The sequence below is a fragment of the Pseudoalteromonas sp. APC 3893 genome, assembly GCF_030408095.1.
Lineage (GTDB): Bacteria > Pseudomonadota > Gammaproteobacteria > Enterobacterales > Alteromonadaceae > Pseudoalteromonas.
This window is the reverse complement of record NZ_JASDCD010000029.1, coordinates 1-24,292: the sequence shown is the minus strand read 5'-3', so window position 1 is coordinate 24,292 and position 24,292 is coordinate 1. Positions and strand designations below refer to the sequence as shown.

The window sequence follows — 24,292 nt, the reverse complement described above, 5'->3', positions numbered from 1 at the left end:
AATCCCTTAGAGAATAATGAGTTACTTAAGTTAACAGAGTTTCAGGCACAAAAAAAGCGCGTTACGCGCTTTTTTTAAATTAATGAAGTTTCATTAACCCATTGATTTTACTCAACAGTTACACTTTTTGCGAGATTTCTAGGCTGATCTACATCAGTGCCTTTAATCACCGCTACATAGTATGAAAGTAACTGTAGTGGGATTGTATATACCACTGGTGCAATCACGTCATCTACGTGGTTTACGTTAATTACACGCATTGTCTCGTCTGATTCAAAGTGTGAGTCTTTATCAGCGAATACATAGATGATGCCGCCACGAGCACGTACTTCTTCTACGTTTGATTTAAGCTTTTCAAGCAATTCATTGTTTGGTGCTACAACAATAATTGGCATGTCAGCATCAATAAGCGCCAGTGGCCCATGTTTAAGCTCGCCCGCTGCGTAGGCTTCTGCGTGAATGTACGAAATCTCTTTAAGCTTAAGCGCACCTTCCATCGCAATTGGGTATTGTGAACCACGACCTAAAAACAGTGAGTGGTGCTTATCAGCAAACTCTTCTGCTAGGTCTGCAATACCATCAGCAAGTAATAATGCTTCTTCTAATTTGTTTGGTAAGGTTTTAATTGCGTTAACAATCACGCTTTGATCTAAGCCCTTCTCTTGCGCTACAGATGCAGTAAGCATTAACAAACCAACTAATTGCGTGGTAAACGCTTTAGTAGACGCAACACCAATTTCAGCGCCGGCTTTGGTCATAAATGCAAGGTCTGATTCGCGCACAAGTGATGAACCAGGCACGTTGCAAATGGTCACTGAGGCCATGTAGCCTTGCTCTTTCGCTAAACGAAGTGCAGCTAGCGTATCGGCTGTTTCACCTGATTGTGAAATAGTCACAAGTAGACTATTTTCATGCACGAACGATTGGCGATATCTAAATTCAGAAGCAATCTCAACATTACAGCTTACACCGGCAAATTGCTCAAGCCAGTAGCGGGCAACCATACCTGAGTGATAAGAGGTACCACAGGCAATAATTTGTACGTGTTTTACGTCTTTAAAAATTTGCTGCGCACTATCGCCAAATGCATCAATGGCAACGCGATCGTCATTTAAACGTCCGTCTAATGTATTACGTACAGCAAGAGGTTGCTCGTAAATCTCTTTTAACATGTAGTGACGGTATTCACCTTTACCAGATGCATCTTGGGTGATGTTTGACTCAATCACTTCACGCTCAACGGCGTTACCATCTGCATCAAAGATTTCTACGCTGTCACGAGTAATTCGTGCTACATCGCCTTCTTCAAGATAAATAAAGCTGCGTGTTACTGGCAATAATGCTAACTGATCAGAGGCAATAAAGTTTTCGCCAAGACCTAAACCAATTACCAGTGGGCTGCCTGAACGAGCTACAATAATTTCGTTATCATTAGCTTTATCAAATACCACGGTACCAAAGGCACCTTCAAACTGTTTTACAGCCGCTTGCACAGCCGCTAATAAAGTAGTGTGTTGCTGGCGAAGTTGATGAATTAAATGCACCATCACTTCGGTATCTGTGTCAGATAAAAATTCGTAGCCGTCACCTTTTAGCGCTTCACGCAGGCTTGCATGGTTTTCAATAATACCATTATGCACTAAGGCTATTTCGCTGTTTGAGATGTGCGGATGAGCGTTTGCTTCTGTTACGCCGCCATGGGTTGCCCAGCGTGTGTGCGCGATACCTGTTGTGCCCTTTACATCGGCATTTTCAAGTGCGTTTTCAAGGTTAGCAACTTTACCAACCGCTTTTACGGTGTTCAGCGTGTTGCCTTCTAAAAGAGCTACACCCGCTGAGTCGTAACCACGGTATTCAAGGCGCTTTAAACCTTCTACTAAAATTTTATTTACTGGACGTTCTGCAACAGCCCCAACGATTCCACACATAGTATTCTCCATTTGCACGTGCCAAAACTAAAGCTTTAGGCCGTATGTGTTATTTAATATTTAAATGTCCATCGCAGGTGTTGTCGGCCTGCAATAAACACGAATTTATAAATTTAAAGCTCAGCGCAAATCAACTGCACACCGCACGCCTCGATGGCTTGGCGTGTATCAAGCGCCAAATTGCTATCTGTGATGAGTGTAGTCACTTGCTGCCAAGACAATTCTAAATTGGGTATTCGACGACCTATTTTTTCAGACTCAACCAGTACAATTACTTCACGAGCAGCGCCGGCCATTACTTGGCTTAAACCCACCAGCTCATTAAAAGTGGTAGTACCGCGCTCAACATCAATGCCATCGGCACCAATAAATAGCTGGTCAAAGTCATACGAGCGTAAAACGTTCTCCGCAACTTGGCCTTGGAACGACTCAGAATGCGGGTCCCAAGTGCCACCGGTCATCAAAAGAGTTGGCTCGTTTTCCAGCGCTAATAATCGGTTGGCGACCTTAATGGCATTGGTCATCACCACTAAACCGCGCTTATTTCCCAGCTCAGGGATCATCGCCGCCGTTGTGCGGCCACTGTCGATTATTATGCGGTTATGATCTTTGATCAGCCCAGCTGCGGCTTTAGCTATCGCTACTTTACGTTTTGAATCAATATCATCACTGACGATTTCTTGTGGCAACGCAATTGCACCGCCATAACGGCGCAAAAGCAAGCCGCTTTTTTCAAGCGCTGTTAGGTCTTTACGAATGGTTACTTCAGAGGTTTGAAACTGTTCAGCTAAAATATCTACGGCTACCTCACCTAACTCATTAACTTGAGTAAGAATAAGGTGACGACGTTGCTGGGTGTTTCGTTTAGTCATTAAGCAAACCATTTAAGTTTCGTTTCGAAAGTTAGGGGATTTTAAACGAAACAACATAAATGGCAAGGTGTAGATCAAAAAAAGCGCAAAATGCGCTTTTTATTAACCCCAAACAGTGAATTTAAAACGCATTTAAAACTATTGCATTACATTCAATCACTGAATTTCAATTGTAATTATTTCACTAGTCCTGCTACCTAAACGTTTAACTACAACCGTATTATTGATTTTATCCACATAAAAGTTTGGTCTGATCACACTAAAGTCAAACGTTGTAGAGCTTAGGCTAGAGCCATTAACATCATCTATATCGATTTCATTGAATGTTGTATTTATTAAGTTATGGCTGCTCCAGAAAATTTTACCGTTTACAACATCCCAGTTAGTATTTTTTTCTTTCGACAGAATTATCTGCAGTGGGGTCATTGTTTTTAAATTAACATTAAAACGAGACAACTTGCCCGTATTGTCACCTAATATATAACCGTCTTTAAATTGTCGGACGAAACGATACCCTTCAAAAAGAATAGATTGTGTTTCTTCCTTAATAGAATATTCAAAAACTATCCATTCACCATTACTTTTTCTGGTGTACAAAATAGACTTTTCATCTTCTGAGAAAGCAACATCACCAATCAATTCATCTTCTTTTGATATATAGGTTAAATTGTTATTAAGCGTATTGAGTATAGCAATACGGCCTTGGAGTTTAATTAATACATGTTGCCCCGACAAAGCTGGAGCTATTAGCTCAAGCGACTTTTTCGTACTTAAAAACACCCTCTTTTCATTTGGCTTTTGTTTTTTATAAAAAACTAAATCGCTTACATCGTTAAGCTTCTCGATCACCCAAACCTTATCACCTAAGGGTTGATAATCTACAATATAGCGTTGCCCTGATTGCTCACCATGAAATAATTCGATATCTTTAAAATTACTTAACGGCAATTTTTTTTCAGTAATTGTACTGATTTCATAGGTATCTCTAATAGCAAACAGCATGTTTGGGCTTACCACATCAAGTGAGATAATATTTTTGCCCGTATTATTAATAATTTCATCTAAACGCCCAGTTTTAACATTTATTTTAGCTAGCTTGTTATCGTCTAATAAAACAATGTGTTCATCATCAAGCCAATGAACATCATAAATAACCTCATTTTGATCATACTGAAAAAGAACACTGCCCGTTTTTAAATCTAATACCCGAATATAATTACGCTTGCTATCCAAATAAACTCGAAGTACAACCAACTTGCTTGAATTTGGTGAAATATCAGCTCGGCTATCATGTTCTCCATTTTGAGAGACAGAAGTAACTTCTTCAACCAAACCAGCGTCAGCATTGAATTTATAGTTAAGCATTGCGCTTTCTCTACTTTTTTGAGCTGAAAAATAAATAGCCTTACTTTCATTCTTATCGATAAAAACATCAGAGATAAAATAAAAATGTGTCGTTAAAACATCTATTTCATACTTTTTACTTGTAAGATTTACCCGCTTCAATGACGAAGCCTCACCGACATTATCAGAGAAGAATAAGTAATTTCCATCACGTGAGAAAGCCAATCCCCCAGGTAACCTTGTATCATCAATTAGCACTTTTACTGTTTGACTAACTTGATCTTTTAAATAAATTTGATAGTTATTTCCACGCCTTGCTTTACTCGTAAATGCGATAAACCGACCATCATTCGAAACTACCAGCACTTTTTTATCAGAGATAATCGAGTCAATAACTTTTGTAATGACATGTGATTCGTCATCAATATTTTCATATATAAAATAGGCTAACGAAATCAATAAAGCTATAATTGCAAAAAGCAGAAAAGTTTTCGTTTTTTTTGTGTTGTTACTTTCTGTGGAGCTCAGTTTTTTACTGTCTTCTGAAACTGACAATGTAGAAAATTTAGAGACAGGACAAATTAATTTATATCCACGTTTAGAGAGCGATTGAAGGTATTTAGGATTCTTATGATCGTCATTCAAAACTATGCGTATTTTACTAATAATACGCCGTACAGCTGCATCTGACACACAACGACCTTGCCATAGATTTTCATGTAATTCATCCATTGAAATATACCGCTCATGATGCTCAATAAAATACACCAATACGGCAAAAACTTTTGGCTCTAGCACAACAGATAGCTCATTAACTCGAAGAGACATTTCGTCTGTGTCTAAATAATACTCACCTAATTGAATCAACATACGTCTATTGCAGCTTTTAACGACCCATTTTTTTACTTAGCCCAATCATAACCTATGCACTTTTTCATTACTACACCCCTTTAACCTATTGATTTAAAACATAGTCACAACTTAGTTACCGTAAAATTATTTATGTATTATTGCCTAATTAATTTGTTGAAGTATTTTCGTTGAAAAAAGGAATAACTATGAAACTTACATCTAAACTAATCTATCAAGGGTTGATAGGTTTATCTGTCGTTATGCTTATCTCTGGCTGGCAATTAGGCTTTGCAGATAATGCCGAAGTTATATCAAAAGACTCTGTCACCATTGCAAAGGTTGAGCGCGGTGATTTTTCAATAAAGGTGGATGGCTATGGTTCATTGCAATCAATTAATAAACGGCTGCTTACTGCAACTAGCAATGCAGTAGTTGACGAAATAAAACTAAAAGCGGGTGCCGTGGTTAACCATGACACGGTGATCCTCACTTTAAATAACCCCGAACTAGAAAGTAAGCTCCGCTTGGCGTTAGCAAAACTTAAAAATGCCAAAACCCAAAAACGACAAACCGTATTACTACAGCAACGTGAGTTGTTAAATAACGAGTCAACCGTGTCAGAGCTAAAAGCACAATCTGAAATTGCCATGTTACAAGTTGAAGCAGAACGCACACTGGCTAAATCTGGTATTGTCTCTGGGATCAGTGCTAAGAAAAATGAACTCGAAGCCAAACAGCTATTAAAGCGTATTAACCTTGAAGAATCTAAGCTTGATAAATTAGCACAGATGCAAAAAGAGTCGCTTTCAATTCAAGATGATTTAATAGCCCAAGCGCAAGACGAGTTTGATGTCGCCAAATTAATGGTAGAACAACTTTCAGTTAAAGCGGGGATGAATGGTGTTATTCAACGCTTGCCTTTAAGTTTGGGGCAAAGTGTCACCGCAGGTTCTGAACTGGCGCTAATAGGGAGCCTATCCCCTTTAGTTGGTGAAATAAAAGTACCGCAAATTCAAGCTCATTTAATTCAGATAGGTATGACAGCCCAAATTAGCACGTTGAATGACCAGGTGCGCGGCCAAGTAGTGCGTGTAGATCCTGTGATAAGCGACGGTGCTGTGCAAATTGATATTGAGCTCGAAGCTTCAGAATCAGACACTATGAAACCCATGCAACAAGTCGATGCGACTATTTTTGCCGATGTACAAAAAGAAGTGAATTATATAAAACAACCAACAGGTGCAAGCGAAGGCAGTTATGGCTCATTATTTAAACTCACAATGGATAACAAAGCAGTTAAAGTTGAAGTGCAATACGGCAAAGCATCTGGCCAGCTCATCCAAGTGTTGTCTGGGCTTGAGCCTGGTGAACAAGTCATTATTTCTACATTAGATATCCCCACTGAAACAACAACAATAAAAATTGCTGGTTAAGGAAGAATAATATGAATACTGAAATTTTAAGAGTTAATAACCTAAGCAAGTCTTTTTCTAATGGCGAACAAGTCAGTCAAATTTTAAAAGGGATTAGCTTTACCGTGTACGACGGCGAATTTATTTCTATTTCTGGGCCTTCTGGCTGTGGTAAGTCAACGCTATTGAATATTATGGGCCTACTCGACACTCCGCAAAGTGGAGAATACTACATTGACGGATTACTCGTCTCAGATATGGACTCAAACCAACGCGCGAAAGTACGCGGTAATCGCATTGGCTTTGTATTTCAATCGTTTAACTTAATTGACGAAATGACAGTACTTGAAAATGTCGCTTTACCATTAAAATACCGTGGTGACTCGCTATCATCACGTCATGCAAGAGCATTAGATTGCCTAGAAAAAGTAGGTTTGGCTGATAAAGCTGATTTACACCCAAATCAAATTTCTGGTGGTCAACAACAACGCGTATCGATTGCACGCGCACTAGCTGGTGATTCTGGCATCATGCTGGTCGATGAGCCCACAGGTAATTTGGACTCAAAAAACGGCGATGCAATCATGGCGTTAATAAAAGACCTTAATCAGCAAGGCACCACCATTGTATTGGTTACCCATGATCCGCGTTATGCCGACATGGCTACGCGCAATATCCAGTTGAGAGACGGTACTGTGGTTGCCCAAAGCGATGAACTCGCGCCAAGCACACCTACAAATGTAGAACAGGCTATTGAACCATGTTAAATACTGCCTACAATACCTTTAAACGTGCCAAACAATATTATTTTACTACTGTATTTACACTGGCATTAACGCTCTCTATGGTGCTGAGTTCATTTAGCTTAGTTGATCTAGTATTTTTCTCACCGTTGCCTTATCAACAAAGTGATAACTTATATTTGCTTGAAGGTACTATTAACTCCAAAGGCTATTCAGGGCCTGCTAGTAATTCAAAAGTAATGAGCTACATACAGAGTGAAAACACCGCTTTTACTGATGTCGCCACTTACCATAAATGGACTGACTACAAACTGCTAGATAAACCAACAAGACCTGCTGTGGACGTAATACTTGCCACACATAATTTATTTGATTTACTCGGCGTACAAGCAAAACTTGGTCGGTTATTTAACAAATCAGAAGCGCTCGGTACTCAGCAAATGTCAGTCGTTTTAGGCTACCGCGCTTGGCAAACCCACTATAATGGTGATCCGAATATTGTTGGTAAAAAAATACAACTCAACCAACGTCGCTTTACCGTTGTAGGCGTTGCACCTGACGATCTCGTATTACCCTCATACAGCAATATAAATGATGCAATATGGCTTCCCATTGATGTTGACGAAGCTTTTAACCCTAAAACATCAAATGGCTTTATGGGTGCATATAAGAACGTTGTTAGATTTAAACCCGCAATCTCAGAGCAAGAAATTAGTAAACAATTAAGTGATTTATCACTCAAAGGTGCGCAGTTGCACGCGCCTAATATTTTAAAAGACTTTGCTGTCAATGCGCGTGTTACTGCATTTAATGATGCACTTAGGGGCGACAGCGGGAAGATTGTATTAATGCTATTATTGGGTGTGTGCTTATTAATGCTCATTGCTCTTATCAACCTTTCAAGTATGCAGCTCGCTAAAGCCATTACGCGCATCAAACCCCTTGCAATCAGCTTTGCATTTGGGGCAAGCAAAAAACAGCTCATTATTGAAACACTCAAACATAATGTTTTACTCATTAGCATTGCGGTGTTACTTGCGTTAACACTTACTCAAATCGGCTTTATCGTTATTCAAAACCTAGCAGCTGACGCCATTCAACGTTTAGACACGCTTTCTCTTAGCTTTAATACTTTGTTATTTTCGGCATTTTTAATTACTAGTATTGCCTCACTTTATTCATTTATAGAACTTAGTGTAGTGAAAGAGCAAAACTTAATGAGCAGCCTACAAAGCAGCGGTAAAGGAACGGGTAAGCAAATGAGTTCAGCCACCAGCCATTTACTTGTTGGGCTGCAAATTTTGTTTTCGTTTTTAGTATTAACCACTGCTAGCCACGTAGTTTTAGTAACTCTTTCTGAAGCACTCAGAGATAACGGACTGGATACACAAGGTAAATATTCATTAACAATAAACTATAGTAATGTCGATAAATCCGACGAACGTATTAATTTACACAAAGCAATTAGCCAGCGGTTGCTGGCGCTTAATAATGTAAGCAGCTTAGCTGTGTCATCCGAAATGAGGCTGCCAAAAACGGTTAATGTCAATCAAATATATAACGAAGCTGGACAGTATATTGCCCAAGCACGTAATAGCTTAGTAACTGCCAATTACTTTACTGAACTTAACTTAACGATAACGAGTAATGGCTTTGCCAAAGGGGATGAACAACTCGAAAACCCACCGATCATTATCAATCAGCGCCTTGCAGATTTACTTAATAAAAACAGTAATGAAGTACTAAACAGTAAAGTGAGTTTTGATAATAAAAGATACTACTCAATCATAGGCATTGTCAGCAATACCTATGTGCCTGGCAGCCCTGAAAGTGAAGACTTTGAAGTTTTTACCCCTAAAGATTACCCTGGTTGGCAACAATTTACGTATTTAATTACTGTTACAGATGAAAATAATGCAATTGCCGATATTCAACAAGCAGTATTAGAAATAGATCAACGATTAGACATTAATAACATAGCCTCTTTAACAAGTATGTTTGATGAAAAAAGGCAGCGTCACTTAAATGCAGCATGGCTGGCTATTGTGTTGGCATCAACATCGCTGCTGATGGTGTGTATTGGCACAAACGGTATTGTTAGCTATTTAGTTAAAGTGCGCAGATATAGCTTAGGCGTAAAGCTTTCTATGGGGGCTGACAATTATAGGTTGCTCAAAGAAAGTTTATTAGAACTCATGCAACCCATAACAATGAGCTTAATGTTAGCCTTTTCGTTGGCATTTTTAATTATAGGCTATTGTATGTCATTACCTGGGGTTGACCTGCCTATAGACTGGTGGTTAACAACGGTAATTTGGCTGGGTTTATTAGCGATATCAGTACTTGCCAGCTTTTTTCCGATCAACCAAACGTTACGACAAGATCCAATAAAGGCATTACGAAATGAGTGAAACTGAGACTCTGGCGACTCATACCTACAATTGAAGTTATAAATAAACACCCGACTTTAATCTATTCTGCGTAAAGTCGGGTTTCATTGAATTACGGTCAACAACTGATAATCCCGTTTGGTTAGCAGCTAATTTTGCTTTATCATCAATACATACTCATTAACTCCCTAAAACGATGACTCATCTAACTCAATTTAATAGCCTAGAAAAACCACTGATTGAGCAACGCAAAGTCGCCCATGAGACTTGCCGGTTGTTTGCAAAGAGCCCCAGCAAAGGCAATTTAAAACGTATTAAGAGCATGTTTGCAAAGTGTGGCGAAGGCGTGATTATTGAAGCGGGATTCCACTTAGATTACGGCTCGCAAGTACAAATTGGTGATCGTACTTTTATAAACATTAACTGTACGGTGTTAGATGCTCCTATTAATGAGGGGGCGATAAGCATTGGCGACGATTGTTTAATCGGCCCAAATGTTCAGCTTTTGGCTGTATCCCATGCAGTTAACCCCACAGAGCGGCTCAATAAAGAGAACTTTGCAGCACCGATTACTATCGGCAATAACGTGTGGATTGGCGCGGGAGTTATCGTTTTAGCGGGTGTTACCATTGCTGATAACGCTGTCGTGGGCGCTGGGGCGGTAGTGACTAAAGATATTGCTGCAAATACTGTGGTTGCTGGTAATCCCGCAGTGAAAATTAAAGATATTTAAAGAGTTATATCGTAGGTCGTCATTTATGGCGACTATAATATCAAAGGCCTCTCGGTAAACGAAAGGCCTTAGTTAGAAGATTGTAACTAATTTTTTTATTCATCACGTAAGATAAGCGACGGCCTTGTACTGGCGGCTTTAAAGGCGAGGCTTGCAACAGTCAGCCAAGTAATCGCAGCTACAACTAATGCTGATAAACCATAAACCCAAATAGGTTGCCCTATGCGGTCATTAAAACTATTTAGCCAATTATCTGTTAACCAATAAGCGAGCGGTATACTTACGACTAAGCTCAGTGACACCAGTTTTAAATAAGACGCGCTTACTGATGTTACTAATTGGATGACAGTTGCTCCTAGAACCTTTTTAATCGCCAACTCTTTTTGCTGTGAAAGCACAGTTTGAGATACTAATACCGCAAGACTAATAACGGTTAGCAATGTGCTCAAAATTAATAACCATTTTGATAAAGTTGTTATCCTATGCTCATTTTTATAATTTTTTGCATAATCATCGTCAAATCGGCTCACTTCAGCATCAAGAATGGCAAAACGTGATGTTAATAAAGCAAGGATCTGCCTTTTTAAATCCTCAAATACAGCATCATCGCTTAACTTTATAACAATATTGCCATGACCATTTGGCAAGTAGTTGCGGCCTAGGTTAAAAGAAAGCGGTGTCATTTTATGTTTAGCCGAGCCAACTTTCACGTCAGCAACAACACCAACAACCGTGGCGCTTAAGTTGGCTTCTGCATTACTGAGTGTCATACCAATCACTTGCTGCATCGACTCATACCCTGCTAAATGCACCATAGACTCAGTGACAATTAACGCAACGTGCTCAGAGCCATCCGCCTGCTTTTCAAACCAATCACTTTGAAAGTCGCGGTTAAAGTCTCTACCCGCTAGCAATTTAAGCCCTAATGCTTCAACCACATCAAAACTGGTTACCACTGAAGGGGCAATCCCATCAACTACTTGCCCATTTGGCCAAGTTAGTTGCACACCTCCGCGTACTTGCTCAGTAAGGTTTATGTCGGTTGCACTTAGTGACACAACACCTGGTAACTTATTCATTGCTGATATTACCCGTGCGTTATCTTTATCAAAAAGTTGTGTGGTTGGAATGTTTTTAACAATGAGTCTATTTTTGGTTTGATAGCCCACATCCATGTTAGCAACAAAATTAAGTTGCAACTGAGCAATAACAAATACAATAAATATGAAAGTTGCTAAACCCGCCTGAAAGCTCAGTATGCCTTTAACAAGTAGCCCTAAATGATACTGATAATGCGTTCTTACCAATAATTTCACATCTACATTTGCAACCACTACGCCTGCATATATACCATTAAATAAACCGATTACACAGGTTATAAAAATAGCCATCAACACCGTTGATTTATTAAGCACAAACGAAATATTCGACTCAACGAGTTGATTAAAATAGCTCTGGCTCAACTCAACAAATGCCAAAGACATCAATACAGCACAGCCAGTAAGTACAATTGACTCAACGATAAACAGCCGAAAAAGCTGACCTCGACTGGCACCTATCGCCTTTTTAATCGCTATTTGTTTGGCAGTCCTGCCAACACTGACTAAGTTAAAGTTGATAAAATTACAGGTTATTTGCAAAAAAATAATAAAGATAAGTCCACACGCAATGGCAACCGCAGTGATTGACCCTGCTGCTTTCATTTCATAAGTTGAGCGGCCTTTTAAATAAATATCACTGATATTTATTAATTTATATTGCACTGTTTTGTGCTCTGCTGACTTTGTTGTTAAATACTGCTCAAACAACTTATTTTCAAGCGCAGTAATATCTGTATCGACTGCTGTTTTAATATAAACGTAGCCATGGGGTTGTTGTTCAAGTGTTGTAGGAAATGCTGTGAGTACGTCAAACGCAAAGTGCGTTTGCGCAGGTAAGTCTTTAAATATAGCGCCAATTGTGTAGTTTTGTTCATTTGCACTTAGCCGCTCACCTACCACATTAATATCAGCGAATAACCGGATAGCTTCAGATTCACTAATCGCAAGTTGATTAGGTGTATTCAGCACCTCATCTATATCACCACGCACAACATCTAGATTAATAAATTTCGATAAGTTATTTGACGCAAAATAAACGTTTTTTAGCTTCACTTTAGTGTCGCTGTTGTTTATGCCGACATAGCTTACTTCTGAATAAAAATGGTGACCGACATACCCCATAAATTCAGCCGGTATTAAACCAAATACGTCTTCAACATCCGTATCATTTAATAGTGATTGCGCCACTGCTAAATCGCGCATCGGCATTAATGTATCGAAACCAAAACTGGTAAAGTCTACGTGCGCTCTATAAACCCGTTGTTTATCCGGCTGATTACTATCATAAGAGAGTTCATGCTGTACAAATAAAGCAAGTAAGATAACTGCTGCCAACCCAGCACTATAACTCACAAAGTGGAGCCAAAATAATCGAGTCGCTTTTGTTCTTATTGAGGTAACTAATTGTTCCAAAATGATCATCCTTGTCAGAAATATATATCAAAAATAAAAGCGAGCTACCAAGATGTGATTGTGAGTTTTGGCAGCTTTCTTTTTAACTATTGATCAGATAGGGTTTTTACTCATAGCGTAGAGTAAGTGATGGCCTTGTACTCGCCGCTTTAAAGGCGAGGCTTGCAACGGTCAGCCAAGTGATCGCAGCAACACTTAGTGCGGCAATTAAATAAACCCACAACGCTTGATCAACACGCTCGTTAAAATTAGCAAGCCAGTCACCCACCAGCCAATAAGTTAGCGGGTAAGCAATCACAATACTTATCGCTACTAAAATCAAAAACTCTTTTGCCAGTAGGTTCATAATGCTTATGCGTGATGCGCCAAGTACTTTGCGTACAGCGACTTCTTTTTGACGACGTAATGCGGAGAACGACGCTAATCCAAAGATTCCAACACATGTAAGTACTATTGCTAACCCTGAGAATATTTGTACCAGTTTAAAAATGCTTTCTTCGACTTCAAAGTTTTGCTGATAGTCTGCATCCATCAATGTAATTTCTGGTTCATTTTTTAAATCAAATGCTTGTATTAAGTTGTTGATCTCGTTGTATACATCACTCATTTTATCTAGCTTACTATTTATAACTAAATCAACTGTCGTTTGTGCACTCCAGCCACACGAGAATGAAATAGGTACCCAAGCTTCTGTGGCAGATCCCACCTTTACATCAGCAACAACACCCACAATAGTCGCGGTAATATTGTCGTATTCGCTGGTAACTAGCATACCAATTACGTCTTCTGGGTTTTGGTAGCCCGCTCTTTTAACCATTTTCTCAGTAACAATTAATGCCATTGCTTGTAAGTCTGAATCGCCAACATTATGCAACCAATCCGTTTGATATTCAGTTGAAAAGTCGCGCCCAGCTAGTAACGTTAAACCCAACGTTTCAACAACTGAGAAACCACTACCAACTGTAGGCATCAAGCCTTCTTCGGTGTGCCCGTTAGGCCATGTAAAGCGATATTCTTCACCAAAACTATCTGTAATATCAGAATCAACTGTCGTCACTTGATTAACACCTGATAATTGACGGATTTTATCGACTACTATGTGCTCTTTATCCATCATGGTGTCACTATCTAATGAATGCACAACAATACGACCATCAGGTTGATAACCCGAATTTATAGATTGTAAAAGCGTAAGCTGATTTAAACACAGCAAAGTTCCTGCTATCAAAGAAACAGCTATTGCGGCCTGAAAAGTTAATAACCCCTTACGAATGATAATTGCACTGCGCCCATTTTTAAGTTCGCCACTTAAAATGGTATTTAAAGGCGCATTAGCAACTAAGTAAGCAGGATAAAATCCTGATATCAGAGTTAGCCCCAATATAACCGCTATCATTACAGTTATTGATTCAGCATCAAACTGTAAGCTAAATGGCCTATGTGATAATTCATTAAATACTGGAATAAATAGCTCGACCATACACAATGCAATTAGCATTGATAGACTGATCAACAATAGTGCCTCAACAAAAAATTGTATAACTAGTTGTAGCTTAGTCGCGCCAAGGGTTTTTCTGATGGCTATTTCTTTAGTACGATGCAATAGCTGGGCAACTGATAGGTTTGTGAAATTGGCAGCTGCAATTAATAGTAATAATAAGCTCAAACCAATGCTTATATTAACCAAAGTTTCTGAGCCACCAGGTTTAAAGTCAAATGATGATTTAGCAAAAAAATAAATATCAGGCATGACAACCAGTCGATACTTTAATTGGCTATTTTTTAATGAGTACTGAGAAATCATAGTACTCGCGAATAACTCTTCCAGCGCTTTAATATCTGCAAACTCGTTAGTTTTGATATAAATATAGCCTGATGTATCACCAAACTCAGTTAGGTCTAACGGCATTAATGTATCAAAAAGGAAATGACTGTTATCTGGTAAATCTTCAAATATTGCGGCAACAGTTATATTCTTCTCACCATCGCTGAACACCTTACCTACAGCATTAGATTGTCCGAATAAACGCGCTGCTTCACTGACACTCAAAGCAACTTTATTAGGTGTAGAAAGCGCTGTCTGTAAATTACCAAATCGAGTTTTTATTGCTAAGAATTGCTCTATGTTTGATGTTGCAGCATAAAAGTTTCGTAAATTAAATTTATTACTCTTCACCTGTATTTGATCAGTCGCCATTTCATAATCTATCACGTCAGACAGAATAAAGATGTCCTCTATATCTTTATGTGATTTTAGCTTCTGTGCTATCTCACTGCTTGTTAAAGGGATTACTTCATAACCAATAGCACTTAAGTCTAAATGTAAGCGGTAGACGCTCTCATAATTTGGATGATTTTTATCAAACGATAGCTCATATCGAGCAAACAGTGCCACTAAAATAGCCGCAGCTAAGCCAACACTTAGTCCTAAAATATTTAATATAAAATGCTGTTTTTGTTGTTTAAATGTTCTTAACGCAGTGACTAAATAATTAATAACCATGTTAAGCAACCTCACCTGCGGCTTGCTGCGCAACATTTGCTTTATCGAGCATTACTTGGCCATCAAGTAGACGCACTAAACGTTCTGCATACGCGCCCTCTTTTTCTGAGTGAGTCACCATAATAACCGTAGTGCCTTCGCGGTTTAATTCGCGCAGCATTGCCATCACTTCATCACCATTTTTAGAGTCTAAGTTACCCGTTGGTTCATCGGCTAAAATAAGTTTTGGGTTAATCACTAATGCACGGGCAACAGCTACCCGTTGCTGTTGACCACCTGATAACTGCTGCGGTAAATGCTCGCCTCGGTGATCAATACCCACGCGTTTTAAAATGGCTTCAACACGCTCTTTACGCTCACCTTTTGATATTTTTTGATACTGTAATGGCAGCTCTACGTTTTCAAATACAGTGAGCTCATCAATTAAATTAAAGCTTTGAAATACAAAGCCGATTGATGCTTTACGCAGTTCAGCTAATTGTTTTTCGCTATAGCCTGCTATGTCAGTTCCGGCAAAGTCAAAGCTGCCTGTGGTCGGTGAATCAAGCATCCCCAAAATAGATAGCAGCGTTGACTTACCACAGCCAGACGGGCCCATAATCGCTAAAAAGTCACCTTCGTTTACGGTTAAGTTGATATTGCTCAGCGCTGTTGTTTCTACATCTTGAGTACGAAATACACGGCTTAAATTAGTTAATTTGATCATGGTTATTTTCCTTAAAATTGTAGTTGCTGTGCTTTATCAAAGTTGCTGTAGCTTGAGGTAATCACCTGATCCCCTGCATTGAGCCCTTCAAGCACTTCAAAATAGTTCTGATTCTTTTTGCCTAGGCGAATATCACGGCGCAGTGCTGTATCACCACCTTGTTCAATAACATAAACCCAGTTACCACCCGAGTTAGTAAAAAAGGCCCCGCGTTTAAGCAATAAGGCATCGGTTTTGTCATCCCCTAGCATTAACTCAATATCAATACTTTGGCCGCGTTTTATACTTTTGGTATTACTGGGTAAATCAACTTCAATTTGAAATTGCGACTGCTGTACGCGGCTATCAATTTTGCTCACCTTGGCGTTCACTGTGCCGCTTTCAAGTTCAATCATCACGGTCATGTCACGCTGTACTTGGTTTAAATAAAATTCATCCATGCGCACCACTAATTTATATTCATTAGGGATATCTATTTGGCCTAATCGTGCGCCACTGTTTTTAGATTCGCCAATTTCCACATTAAGCTCGCTTAGGTAACCTGAAACGGGTGCTTTGATTAATAAGTTGTCGAGATTTCGACGCGCAAACTGTAGGTTTTTTTCCAGCATTTTAGCGCTATCGGCAAGTTGAGCTACTTGCACCTCACGAATTGAATTTTCCTGCTTTTGGCGCTCAAGAGTGAGCTCTTTACGGGCTTGGTAATAATTTAAATCTTCTTCAAGCTCAGCTAATTGGTCTTGCGCCAATACACCACTTTTAACCAAGGGCTTAGTTTGTTTTAAACGACGGGTTAGGTGGGTAATTTTTAGCTCTATTTCTAATAAGTCACGGCGTAAGTTTAATCGGCTGGTTTCCATGGTCATTTGCGTATTGCGTAAAAAATTAAGCTGTTCAGTAACTTGTGCTTCTCGGCTCATTACATCAAGTTGTAGATTAGTATTGTTTAAGCGCACTAGCGGTTGGCCTTTTTTAACATATTCGCCTTGCTCTACTAAACGCTCTTCTACTTGACCACCAGCAATAGTATCAAGATAAATACTGGTTTTTGGCACGACTTGACCGCGCAAGCTCAATGCATCTTTAAAGGCACCTTGTTTAACCGTGCTAACCGTAAGGCTGCTACGATCAATATTCTGGCTACGACCTGTATCACTGCTTTGCGTAAAACCTAACGCAGCAGCCGCAACACCTAAAACCAGCGCTGCAAAGATGAGTTTTTTAAAATACTTTTGCGTAAATGAGCGTTCTATTTTTTTGTCCATGTCGGCTATTTTGATACAAGTTTAATAACTAATTATCGATAGTTATTACAATCACTATGCCAACTTAATTTAATATTTAAATTCAACAACTTAAAATTTAACTTAACTATTTCCATATTGATAGTGTCCGCTAATAGAACACTTTATTATTTTATAAACGTCCATTTATGGACACTTTCCCTTTTTTGTTTTAGGCTAAATAAAACCCTATAAAAATAATAAGCATGAAACACTCAGGCTCACTTTTAATTGTTGATGACAACCCCGATATTCTTATTGCCGCACGTTTATTACTAAAACAGCATTATCAAAGCGTTAAAACCACTGACAACCCATTTGATATTGCAGGCATCATTGACGAGCAACGCAAGCTCGAGCAACCCATTGACGTAATATTGCTTGATATGAACTTTACCCAAGACTCAATAAGCGGCAAAGAAGGCTTTTATTGGCTAAAAAAGATTATCGAGCAAGACGCTAATATCGTTGTTTTGTTAATGACTGCCTACGGCGACATTCAACTAGCCGTAGATGCAATTAAAGCGGGCGCCTCTGATTTTATTGCCAAGCCTTGGCAAAACGAGCAATTACTTGGCGCAGTCGCCGCCGCATTTTCACACGCCAAAGATAAACAACAAGTTGGTAAATTAACGCGGCAAAAGCAAGGGTTAAACCAAGCCTTAAATACTCCCAACGTTGAGTTTTTAGGTCAAAGCAGTGCGATGCAGCAGGTATTTAGTACCATAGAAAAAGCCGCACAAACTGACGCCAACATACTGATCACCGGTGAAAGCGGCACAGGCAAAGAGCTCACCGCGCATGCGATTCATCAAGCAAGTATGCGCCACAGCCAAACCTTTATGAGTTTAGACATGGGCGCAGTGGCGCAGAATTTATTTGAAAGCGAGCTATTCGGCCATAAAAAAGGCGCGTTTACCGATGCAAAAGCCGATCGCATTGGTAAATTTGAACTTGCTCATGGCGGCAGTTTATTTTTAGATGAGCTGGGTAATTTACCTCTAGAGCATCAAGCTAAATTACTGGCTGCACTACAAAATAGGCAAATAACGCCGGTTGGTGGCAGTAAAGCGGTTGATATTGATATTCGGCTAATTTGTGCCACTAACGACAACCTTGATCAAGCTGTGAGCGAAGGTCGTTTTCGCCAAGATTTGTTATACCGTATAAACACCGTTGAAATTCGCTTACCTGCATTACGTGAGCGAAGTGAAGATATTCCGCTGTTAGCACATTATTACCTGAATCATTTTTGCCAAAAATATAAACGTAGCTTAACCATTACTGAGGCTGACATGGTGTTACTTTGCCAGTATTCATGGCCAGGTAATGTGCGAGAGCTTGCTCACGCAATAGAGCGAGCCGTTATTTTAACTGAAGGTAATACACTCGATATAACCTCCGTTGTGGGGAATAGCGAAGTATCTAGCACTCATGCTATCGGTCAAAGTACAGAGACTCTAAACACTCTGCCGCAGTTCGATACCTTTAATTTAGAGATACTCGAACAACGCACAGTTCGCGCAGCACTTAAGCACCATCAAGGGAATGTCAGTCATGCAGCCAAAGCGCTTGGTTTAACCCGCGGTGCCATGTACCGCCGGCTTGAAAAGTATGGGTTATAATTATGCGGGCTAATTTATTGCTTTCATTTAATATTATCGCACTTATAAGTACGAGTTCATTGCTTAGCTATGTATTACAAACGCATGGTTTCTCAGCAACGACATTGCTAATAATGCTAGTTGCCGCAGCATTAATAGCGCATATTTTTACGCTGTTTAAGCGCCAACAAAAACAAGCTGAAATGGTGATCCGCGCTTTAGCCAATGGTGACAGTACCTTAGGGCTTGGTAAACAACACCCAATGCTTAAACAATTTGAGCAAGTAAAAACGCAAATGCAAACAGCACGTTTTAATGCCGAGCAACAAACGCAATTTTTACAAGCTTTGCTTATTCATGTTGATTTAGCCGTATTGGTATGTGATGACCATGGTAAGGTGATTGAATCAAACCCAGCCGTTAGTAAGTTACTAGGTAAAAGCTTTCAACATTTACATGAGTTAGGCGCTGTTGGAGAGTTAATTTTAAACGCCGAACATAATATCCGCAGCACCGCCTACTGGCAAAATGGCGAGCAGCACGACACCCTATCAATTCAACTAAGTATCGCTGAAATACAAGGTAAAGTTCGCCGCGTAGTGAGCTTACAGTCAATTCACGACCAGTTACAACTTAAAGAACAACAAGCGTATAAACGCTTAACTAAAGTGCTCACTCACGAAATTGCCAACTCTATTACGCCACTATCATCACTAGCGGATACCTGCAGTAATTTACTGCCGCAAGAGCTATGTTTTGATGAACCTGAAGATAAACAAGACTTACAGCTTGCGTTAAGCACGTTAGCGTCAAGAACCGCTCATTTAGGTGATTTTATTGCTCGTTTTCGCCAAATTAGTAGTTTACCTAAACCCAATTTGGCGCCTGAAAATTTAGCCGACATGCTAGCGCGTATTGTCGCCTTACATCAACAACAAGCACGCGAACAAGACACCCATATTGAACTGTCGATTAAAAATCAGCAGTTAGTAATGCTTGATAGCAGCCAAATAGAGCAGGTATTAATAAACTTAATAAAAAATGCACTTGAAGTACTAAAGAGTAGCCAAAAGTACAGCACTGAGAATGCAGCTCAACCAACGATCGAAATCAGCTTAGCGCAAAACACTAGCCAACAACTTTATATAGAAATTAGCGACAATGGTACAGGCATCAGCGAACATGTGGTAGATATGATCTTCGTGCCATTTTTTACCACCAAGCAACAAGGCTCTGGCATTGGTTTGAGCCTATCAAGGCAAATTATGCTCAACCACGGCGGTGATTTAATTTATGTACCAAAACCACAAGGCGCATGCTTTAGGTGTGTGTTTGGATGAACGAAGTCGTTTACGGCGATAATTAATTTTCAATATAGGTAATTAAATCAACCTAAAGAGCAGCGGGCTTACCAATATTAGTCCGCAACCAAAGCCCGCTTTAATTTGCCATGCTTTATATTTACCTGTGACTTTAATCCCTAACAATGGGCTTAATAAGTCGATACGGCGCGCAGCAATAAACACCAGCCAACAAATAATGAATGCGAGGCTCAGTATAAGCAATGGCTCCACAAAACCACCTAATTGCAGCTTCGACAAATAAAACGCAAGACCAATAATTACACTTTGATGTAATAGATAAAACGGAAATACGGCTGAGTTAAACAAAGCCAGTTTAGGGTGATCGTGATCCAAAAAACGTTGTGCAAGAGCTAGTATTAAAAACACACCGACTAATCTTTGCGCAGTATACAGCATATCCATACTGGTAATTTGCCATTGACTAGCGGCAGGGTTTTGCCAAATCATGTGATAACCCAGTAAAACAACTAAATAACCTAATACGAATACCGCGAATAACGCCTGCCAATGACGTAGTAATTTGCTGTAAAATGCAGGCTGCCACGCAAGCAAGTAACCGTAAAGTAAAAACAGCGCGCCCATGGGGTATCGGAATGTATCACTCGGCCAGCTGAGTTTTAAAATACACAGCGGCAATAGCAATACAATAAAAACGGTAAATAACGAGCGCCCACATAAACGCGTGATTACTGCTCGCACATGAGAGTGAAGAATCAACGGCAGCACTAACACCAGCAATAAAGTAAATTGCCATAAGGAACGTAAATACCACAGGTGATTTACATCAACATGTGGCCAAATACCTGCTTGATAGTGCTCAAATAAAGGGTTGGTTAAATCAAAGAACTGTTGGTAAAACTGCCAAAAGCTCATAGATAAACCAACCTCTAGGCTCATTTGCGCATAAAGCTGGATAGGCACAATAAACCAAATGCCAAACAATAAAGGCAGTAATATTTTTACACTGCGCGTAATTAAAAACATGCCTAGGTTAAAACGCGCAACAATAAAGCGCAGCGCCACACCTGAAATAAACCAAATTAGCCCCATCCGCCATGGCGACAGTAAGAGCATGATATTTTCAATGCTGCTGGATAAATACTGGCTTTTAAAATGAAAACCCCAGTTTTTGCTGTATAGCATACCTGCGTGATAAAAAATTAATAAGCCAAAGGCAAGTACTCTCAGCCAATCTAAATCATAACGACGTGAGGGTAACTCTTCGACTTGATTAAACACATTTAACCATGGTTTTAATAGCGTGCATGTTGTGTTTTTAATGATTATTTTAAGTTTCATATTAGATTTAACTGGCGGCTAATAAATAGCAACTATGAACAACATACTGCGTATTACAATAAGAAAAGGCTGACAAAACAGCTAGTAGGGATAAGCGGTGGATATCAAGGATGATAAGTTTGGTGATTGTTCGCTATGTTGGTAACCTAATAATAATACTTTTAAAGATAACAATAATAATGATCACTTTAACGCACTTTCAACGCTACCAAACTTGGTATGCAGCTTTGTTTTTAATTGGTTATATTTTTATAAACAACACTATAAATGCCAGTTCAGATATTATGGAAGCCCAGCGCGATGGCACACTTCCTTTTATGCTTTGGGAGCCCTTTGTATGGGAGTATTCAAGCGCTATTAGTACTTTATTACTGTTTCCTGCTTTAGTTTGGTTATTACAAGCCCAACCCTTTAATTGGCAAAAAATCAGCCGCTCATTACTCATTTATTTATTGGCGAGCGTTATTTTTTCGTTGTTGCATGTAGGGATCATGGTCGCTATTCGCAAACTCATTTACATCGTACAAGGTATGCAGTATGACTTTGGGTTAGTGTGGTTTGAGCTACTCTATGAATACCGTAAAGACTTATGGGGGTTTTTATTTTTAATAGTGGTTATTAAAACGTATCAATATGTTGTTGGCCAATTAACCGGTGAAGCCACGCCAATCACACATGCAGAGAATGCACCGCAGGACTTGAATTTCGACCGATTACTCGTAAAAAAACTAGGTAAAGAATTTATTATCTGTACCGATCAAATTGACTGGCTTGAGTCTAGCGGCAATTACGTAAACCTGCATATTGGCACTCGAATTTACCCGTTACGTGCAACCATGACCCATCTTATATCTCGGTTAGAGCCACAAGGCTTTTGCCGGATTCATCGCTCTCATGCTATTCGACTCGATGCGATTGAATCAATAACGCCTTTATCCAGTGGCGATAGCGAAGTAAAGTTAACAACAGGAAAAATACTTAACCTATCCCGTCGCTACAAAGAGCAATTTAAGGGACAGATTAATTCATCTGTCGTTTGGGTATAAATCACTCTATGTTAAGCTAACCTGCCGTAGGTTAGCCCCATTTATATTTTCGGAGTAGTGTTGTACGTGTTCTCAAATCGATTTACCCGCATTTTGCCATTAGTGTTTATTTTATCTGGCTGTGAAACCACACCCGATACACCAACATCAACACCTGAAATTAAGGCTAACCCCAAAACAATTGTTAGTGAACAGCGCGAAGATATTGCACAAATAGCGCCACTCACAACAAAAGAACTCGATGATGTATGGCAACGTATTCGAGCACAGCTAACATTTGCTAATTCAAGCCACCCTGCCGTTCAACAACGCATTGCTTGGTACTTATCTCACCCAAACTATATGGATGAAATAAGTCGGCGTGCAGAGCCTTACCTTTATTATATTGTTTCTGAGGTAGAGAAACGAGAGTTGCCCATAGAACTGGCATTAATGCCGCTGATCGAGAGTGACTTTAACGCTAGCGCCTATTCGCATAAGCATGCATCTGGGCTTTGGCAACTAACCCCTTCTATAGCTAAATATTTTAAGGTAAAAATTAGTCCTTGGTACGATGGTCGCCAAGACGTGATAGACAGTACCCGTGCAGCATTGGATTTCATGGAGTATTTATACAAACGTTTCGATGGCGATTGGTATCATGCTATTGCGGCTTATAATTTAGGTGAAGGCCGTGTACTCAGAGCTATTAGCAACAATAAAAAGCAAGGCAAACCCACTGATTTTTTTAGTTTGAAGTTACCTAAACAAACCAGTCAGTACGTGCCTAAATTACTTGCTGCGGCACAATTATTAAAAAGCCAAAAAATGGCTTTTCCTGCAATTTCAAATAACCCTGCAATTGCTGTACTAGCTATTAATGGTGCTATTATTTTAGATAACCAAGAGCAATGGCAGCAACTTGAGTCTTTAAACTATGGTGTGATCCGCTTTCCTGCCATCATTGATGCACCACACATCGTTGTGCCTGCCACTGAGCAAACGCAATATAGAAACATGCTTGCTAATCTTGATTCGAATGATTACAGCCAATGGCAACACTACACTGTTAAACGTGGTGATAGCTTAAGTGTGATAGCGAAACGCTATAAAGTCAGTATTAGCCAACTAAAAGCATTTAATGACTTAAAAGGAAACACTATTAAGATTGGCCAAAAGCTAGTTCTACCACAATTAGCTGATACTCAAATTGAGTATCAGGTTAAATCTGGTGATAGCCTATGGAAAATTGCCAACCACTACAAAGTCAGTATTACTAAACTTAAACAATGGAATAATCTTTCGCGGGATAATTTAAAAATAGGTGAAAAACTCACGGTGTTTTTATCTAATAGTTAGAAGTAAACCAGTACTTAAAATTAACCCAAAGGACTGTGGGTAGTATTTTCTTATGGGATGCGAGTTTGTGAGTTTGCGAGTTTTTCGAGATTAAAATACAGGCCATTAAAAGAGGCAAGATTTTTAAAGGTGGACGTGGCGTTCTTTTCTCCGTGGGTATCAAATACTCAACCCACGCTACGGTGTATAGGTTGACGCTGTGCTACTCGCTAGCTTTACTCTCGCCAACTCGCTTATACCAATACTTTTTATTAAGTGATCAAATTTATCCATTTTCTCGAACAGATACGCTTAACGTTATCAATATCTGAGCGAAATGTATTCCACGCCCTACTTACTTGCTCCACAATATCGTCATAACT

Annotated in this window: 16 protein-coding genes; 8 read left to right on the top strand and 8 right to left on the bottom strand. The window is 39.5% G+C overall.

The window, feature by feature from the left end:
* Positions 1–107: 107 nt before the first annotated feature.
* From glmS to QMA12_RS19970, 3 genes are all read right to left on the bottom strand, one after another.
* Positions 108–1,928: a glutamine--fructose-6-phosphate transaminase (isomerizing) gene (gene glmS, locus QMA12_RS19980; RefSeq protein WP_290211219.1), complete on the bottom strand. Its 1,821-nt coding sequence runs from the start codon at positions 1,926–1,928 to the stop codon at positions 108–110.
* 113 nt (positions 1,929–2,041) lie between these two features.
* Positions 2,042–2,800: a DeoR family transcriptional regulator gene (locus QMA12_RS19975; RefSeq protein ID WP_290211218.1), complete on the bottom strand. Its 759-nt coding sequence runs from the start codon at positions 2,798–2,800 to the stop codon at positions 2,042–2,044.
* A gap of 156 nt (positions 2,801–2,956) precedes the next feature.
* Entirely contained in the window at positions 2,957–5,014 is a 2,058-nt protein-coding gene (locus tag QMA12_RS19970) for a winged helix-turn-helix domain-containing protein (RefSeq protein ID WP_290211217.1), read from the bottom strand.
* Between the two features lie 188 nt (positions 5,015–5,202).
* On the opposite strand from QMA12_RS19970, the gene QMA12_RS19965 reads away from it, so the two are divergent.
* From QMA12_RS19965 to QMA12_RS19950, 4 genes are all read left to right on the top strand, one after another.
* Positions 5,203–6,429, top strand: coding sequence for an HlyD family efflux transporter periplasmic adaptor subunit (locus QMA12_RS19965; RefSeq protein WP_290211216.1), 1,227 nt, complete (start codon positions 5,203–5,205; stop codon positions 6,427–6,429).
* 11 nt (positions 6,430–6,440) lie between these two features.
* Positions 6,441–7,175 carry an ABC transporter ATP-binding protein gene (locus QMA12_RS19960; RefSeq protein WP_290211215.1) on the top strand — a complete coding sequence of 245 codons (735 nt, stop codon included), beginning with the start codon at positions 6,441–6,443 and terminating at the stop codon, positions 7,173–7,175.
* Complete coding sequence (locus tag QMA12_RS19955; protein ID WP_290211214.1) at positions 7,169–9,562, top strand: ABC transporter permease; 2,394 nt, start codon at positions 7,169–7,171, stop codon at positions 9,560–9,562. Before QMA12_RS19960 ends, QMA12_RS19955 begins: the two co-directional genes overlap by 7 nt.
* Before the next feature lie 175 nt (positions 9,563–9,737).
* On the top strand, positions 9,738–10,274 hold the full coding sequence (locus QMA12_RS19950; RefSeq protein ID WP_290211213.1) for a sugar O-acetyltransferase: 537 nt from the start codon (positions 9,738–9,740) through the stop codon (positions 10,272–10,274).
* A gap of 95 nt (positions 10,275–10,369) precedes the next feature.
* On the opposite strand, the gene QMA12_RS19945 is transcribed toward QMA12_RS19950, so the two are convergent.
* The 4 genes from QMA12_RS19945 to QMA12_RS19930 form a co-directional block, all read right to left on the bottom strand.
* Complete coding sequence (locus QMA12_RS19945) at positions 10,370–12,787, bottom strand: ABC transporter permease (RefSeq protein WP_290211212.1); 2,418 nt, start codon at positions 12,785–12,787, stop codon at positions 10,370–10,372.
* Between the two features lie 106 nt (positions 12,788–12,893).
* Positions 12,894–15,290 (bottom strand): ABC transporter permease, encoded by a 2,397-nt coding sequence (locus QMA12_RS19940; protein ID WP_290211211.1) that lies wholly within the window; start codon positions 15,288–15,290, stop codon positions 12,894–12,896.
* Between the two features lies 1 nt (position 15,291).
* A complete protein-coding gene (locus tag QMA12_RS19935; RefSeq protein WP_290211210.1) occupies positions 15,292–15,996 on the bottom strand; it encodes an ABC transporter ATP-binding protein in 705 nt (234 codons plus the stop codon).
* An 11-nt stretch (positions 15,997–16,007) separates the two neighbouring features.
* Entirely contained in the window at positions 16,008–17,261 is a 1,254-nt protein-coding gene (locus QMA12_RS19930) for an efflux RND transporter periplasmic adaptor subunit (RefSeq protein WP_290211209.1), read from the bottom strand.
* Positions 17,262–17,485: 224 nt separating this feature from the next.
* Here QMA12_RS19930 and QMA12_RS19925 point away from each other — a divergent pair, with 224 nt between their 5' ends.
* Together QMA12_RS19925 and QMA12_RS19920 are read left to right on the top strand one after the other, a co-directional pair.
* Complete coding sequence (locus QMA12_RS19925) at positions 17,486–18,904, top strand: sigma-54 dependent transcriptional regulator (RefSeq protein ID WP_087531395.1); 1,419 nt, start codon at positions 17,486–17,488, stop codon at positions 18,902–18,904.
* Between the two features lie 2 nt (positions 18,905–18,906).
* Positions 18,907–20,223 (top strand): ATP-binding protein, encoded by a 1,317-nt coding sequence (locus tag QMA12_RS19920; protein ID WP_290211208.1) that lies wholly within the window; start codon positions 18,907–18,909, stop codon positions 20,221–20,223.
* 42 nt (positions 20,224–20,265) lie between these two features.
* Here QMA12_RS19920 and QMA12_RS19915 read toward each other — a convergent pair whose 3' ends face one another.
* Positions 20,266–21,546, bottom strand: a complete 1,281-nt coding sequence (locus QMA12_RS19915; RefSeq protein WP_290211207.1) for an acyltransferase family protein — start codon at positions 21,544–21,546, stop codon at positions 20,266–20,268.
* Between the two features lie 182 nt (positions 21,547–21,728).
* Here QMA12_RS19915 and QMA12_RS19910 point away from each other — a divergent pair, with 182 nt between their 5' ends.
* Together QMA12_RS19910 and QMA12_RS19905 are read left to right on the top strand one after the other, a co-directional pair.
* Positions 21,729–22,592 (top strand): LytTR family DNA-binding domain-containing protein, encoded by an 864-nt coding sequence (locus QMA12_RS19910; protein WP_290211232.1) that lies wholly within the window; start codon positions 21,729–21,731, stop codon positions 22,590–22,592.
* A 66-nt stretch (positions 22,593–22,658) separates the two neighbouring features.
* Positions 22,659–23,930 carry a LysM peptidoglycan-binding domain-containing protein gene (locus QMA12_RS19905; RefSeq protein WP_290211206.1) on the top strand — a complete coding sequence of 424 codons (1,272 nt, stop codon included), beginning with the start codon at positions 22,659–22,661 and terminating at the stop codon, positions 23,928–23,930.
* Positions 23,931–24,292 lie beyond the last annotated feature (362 nt).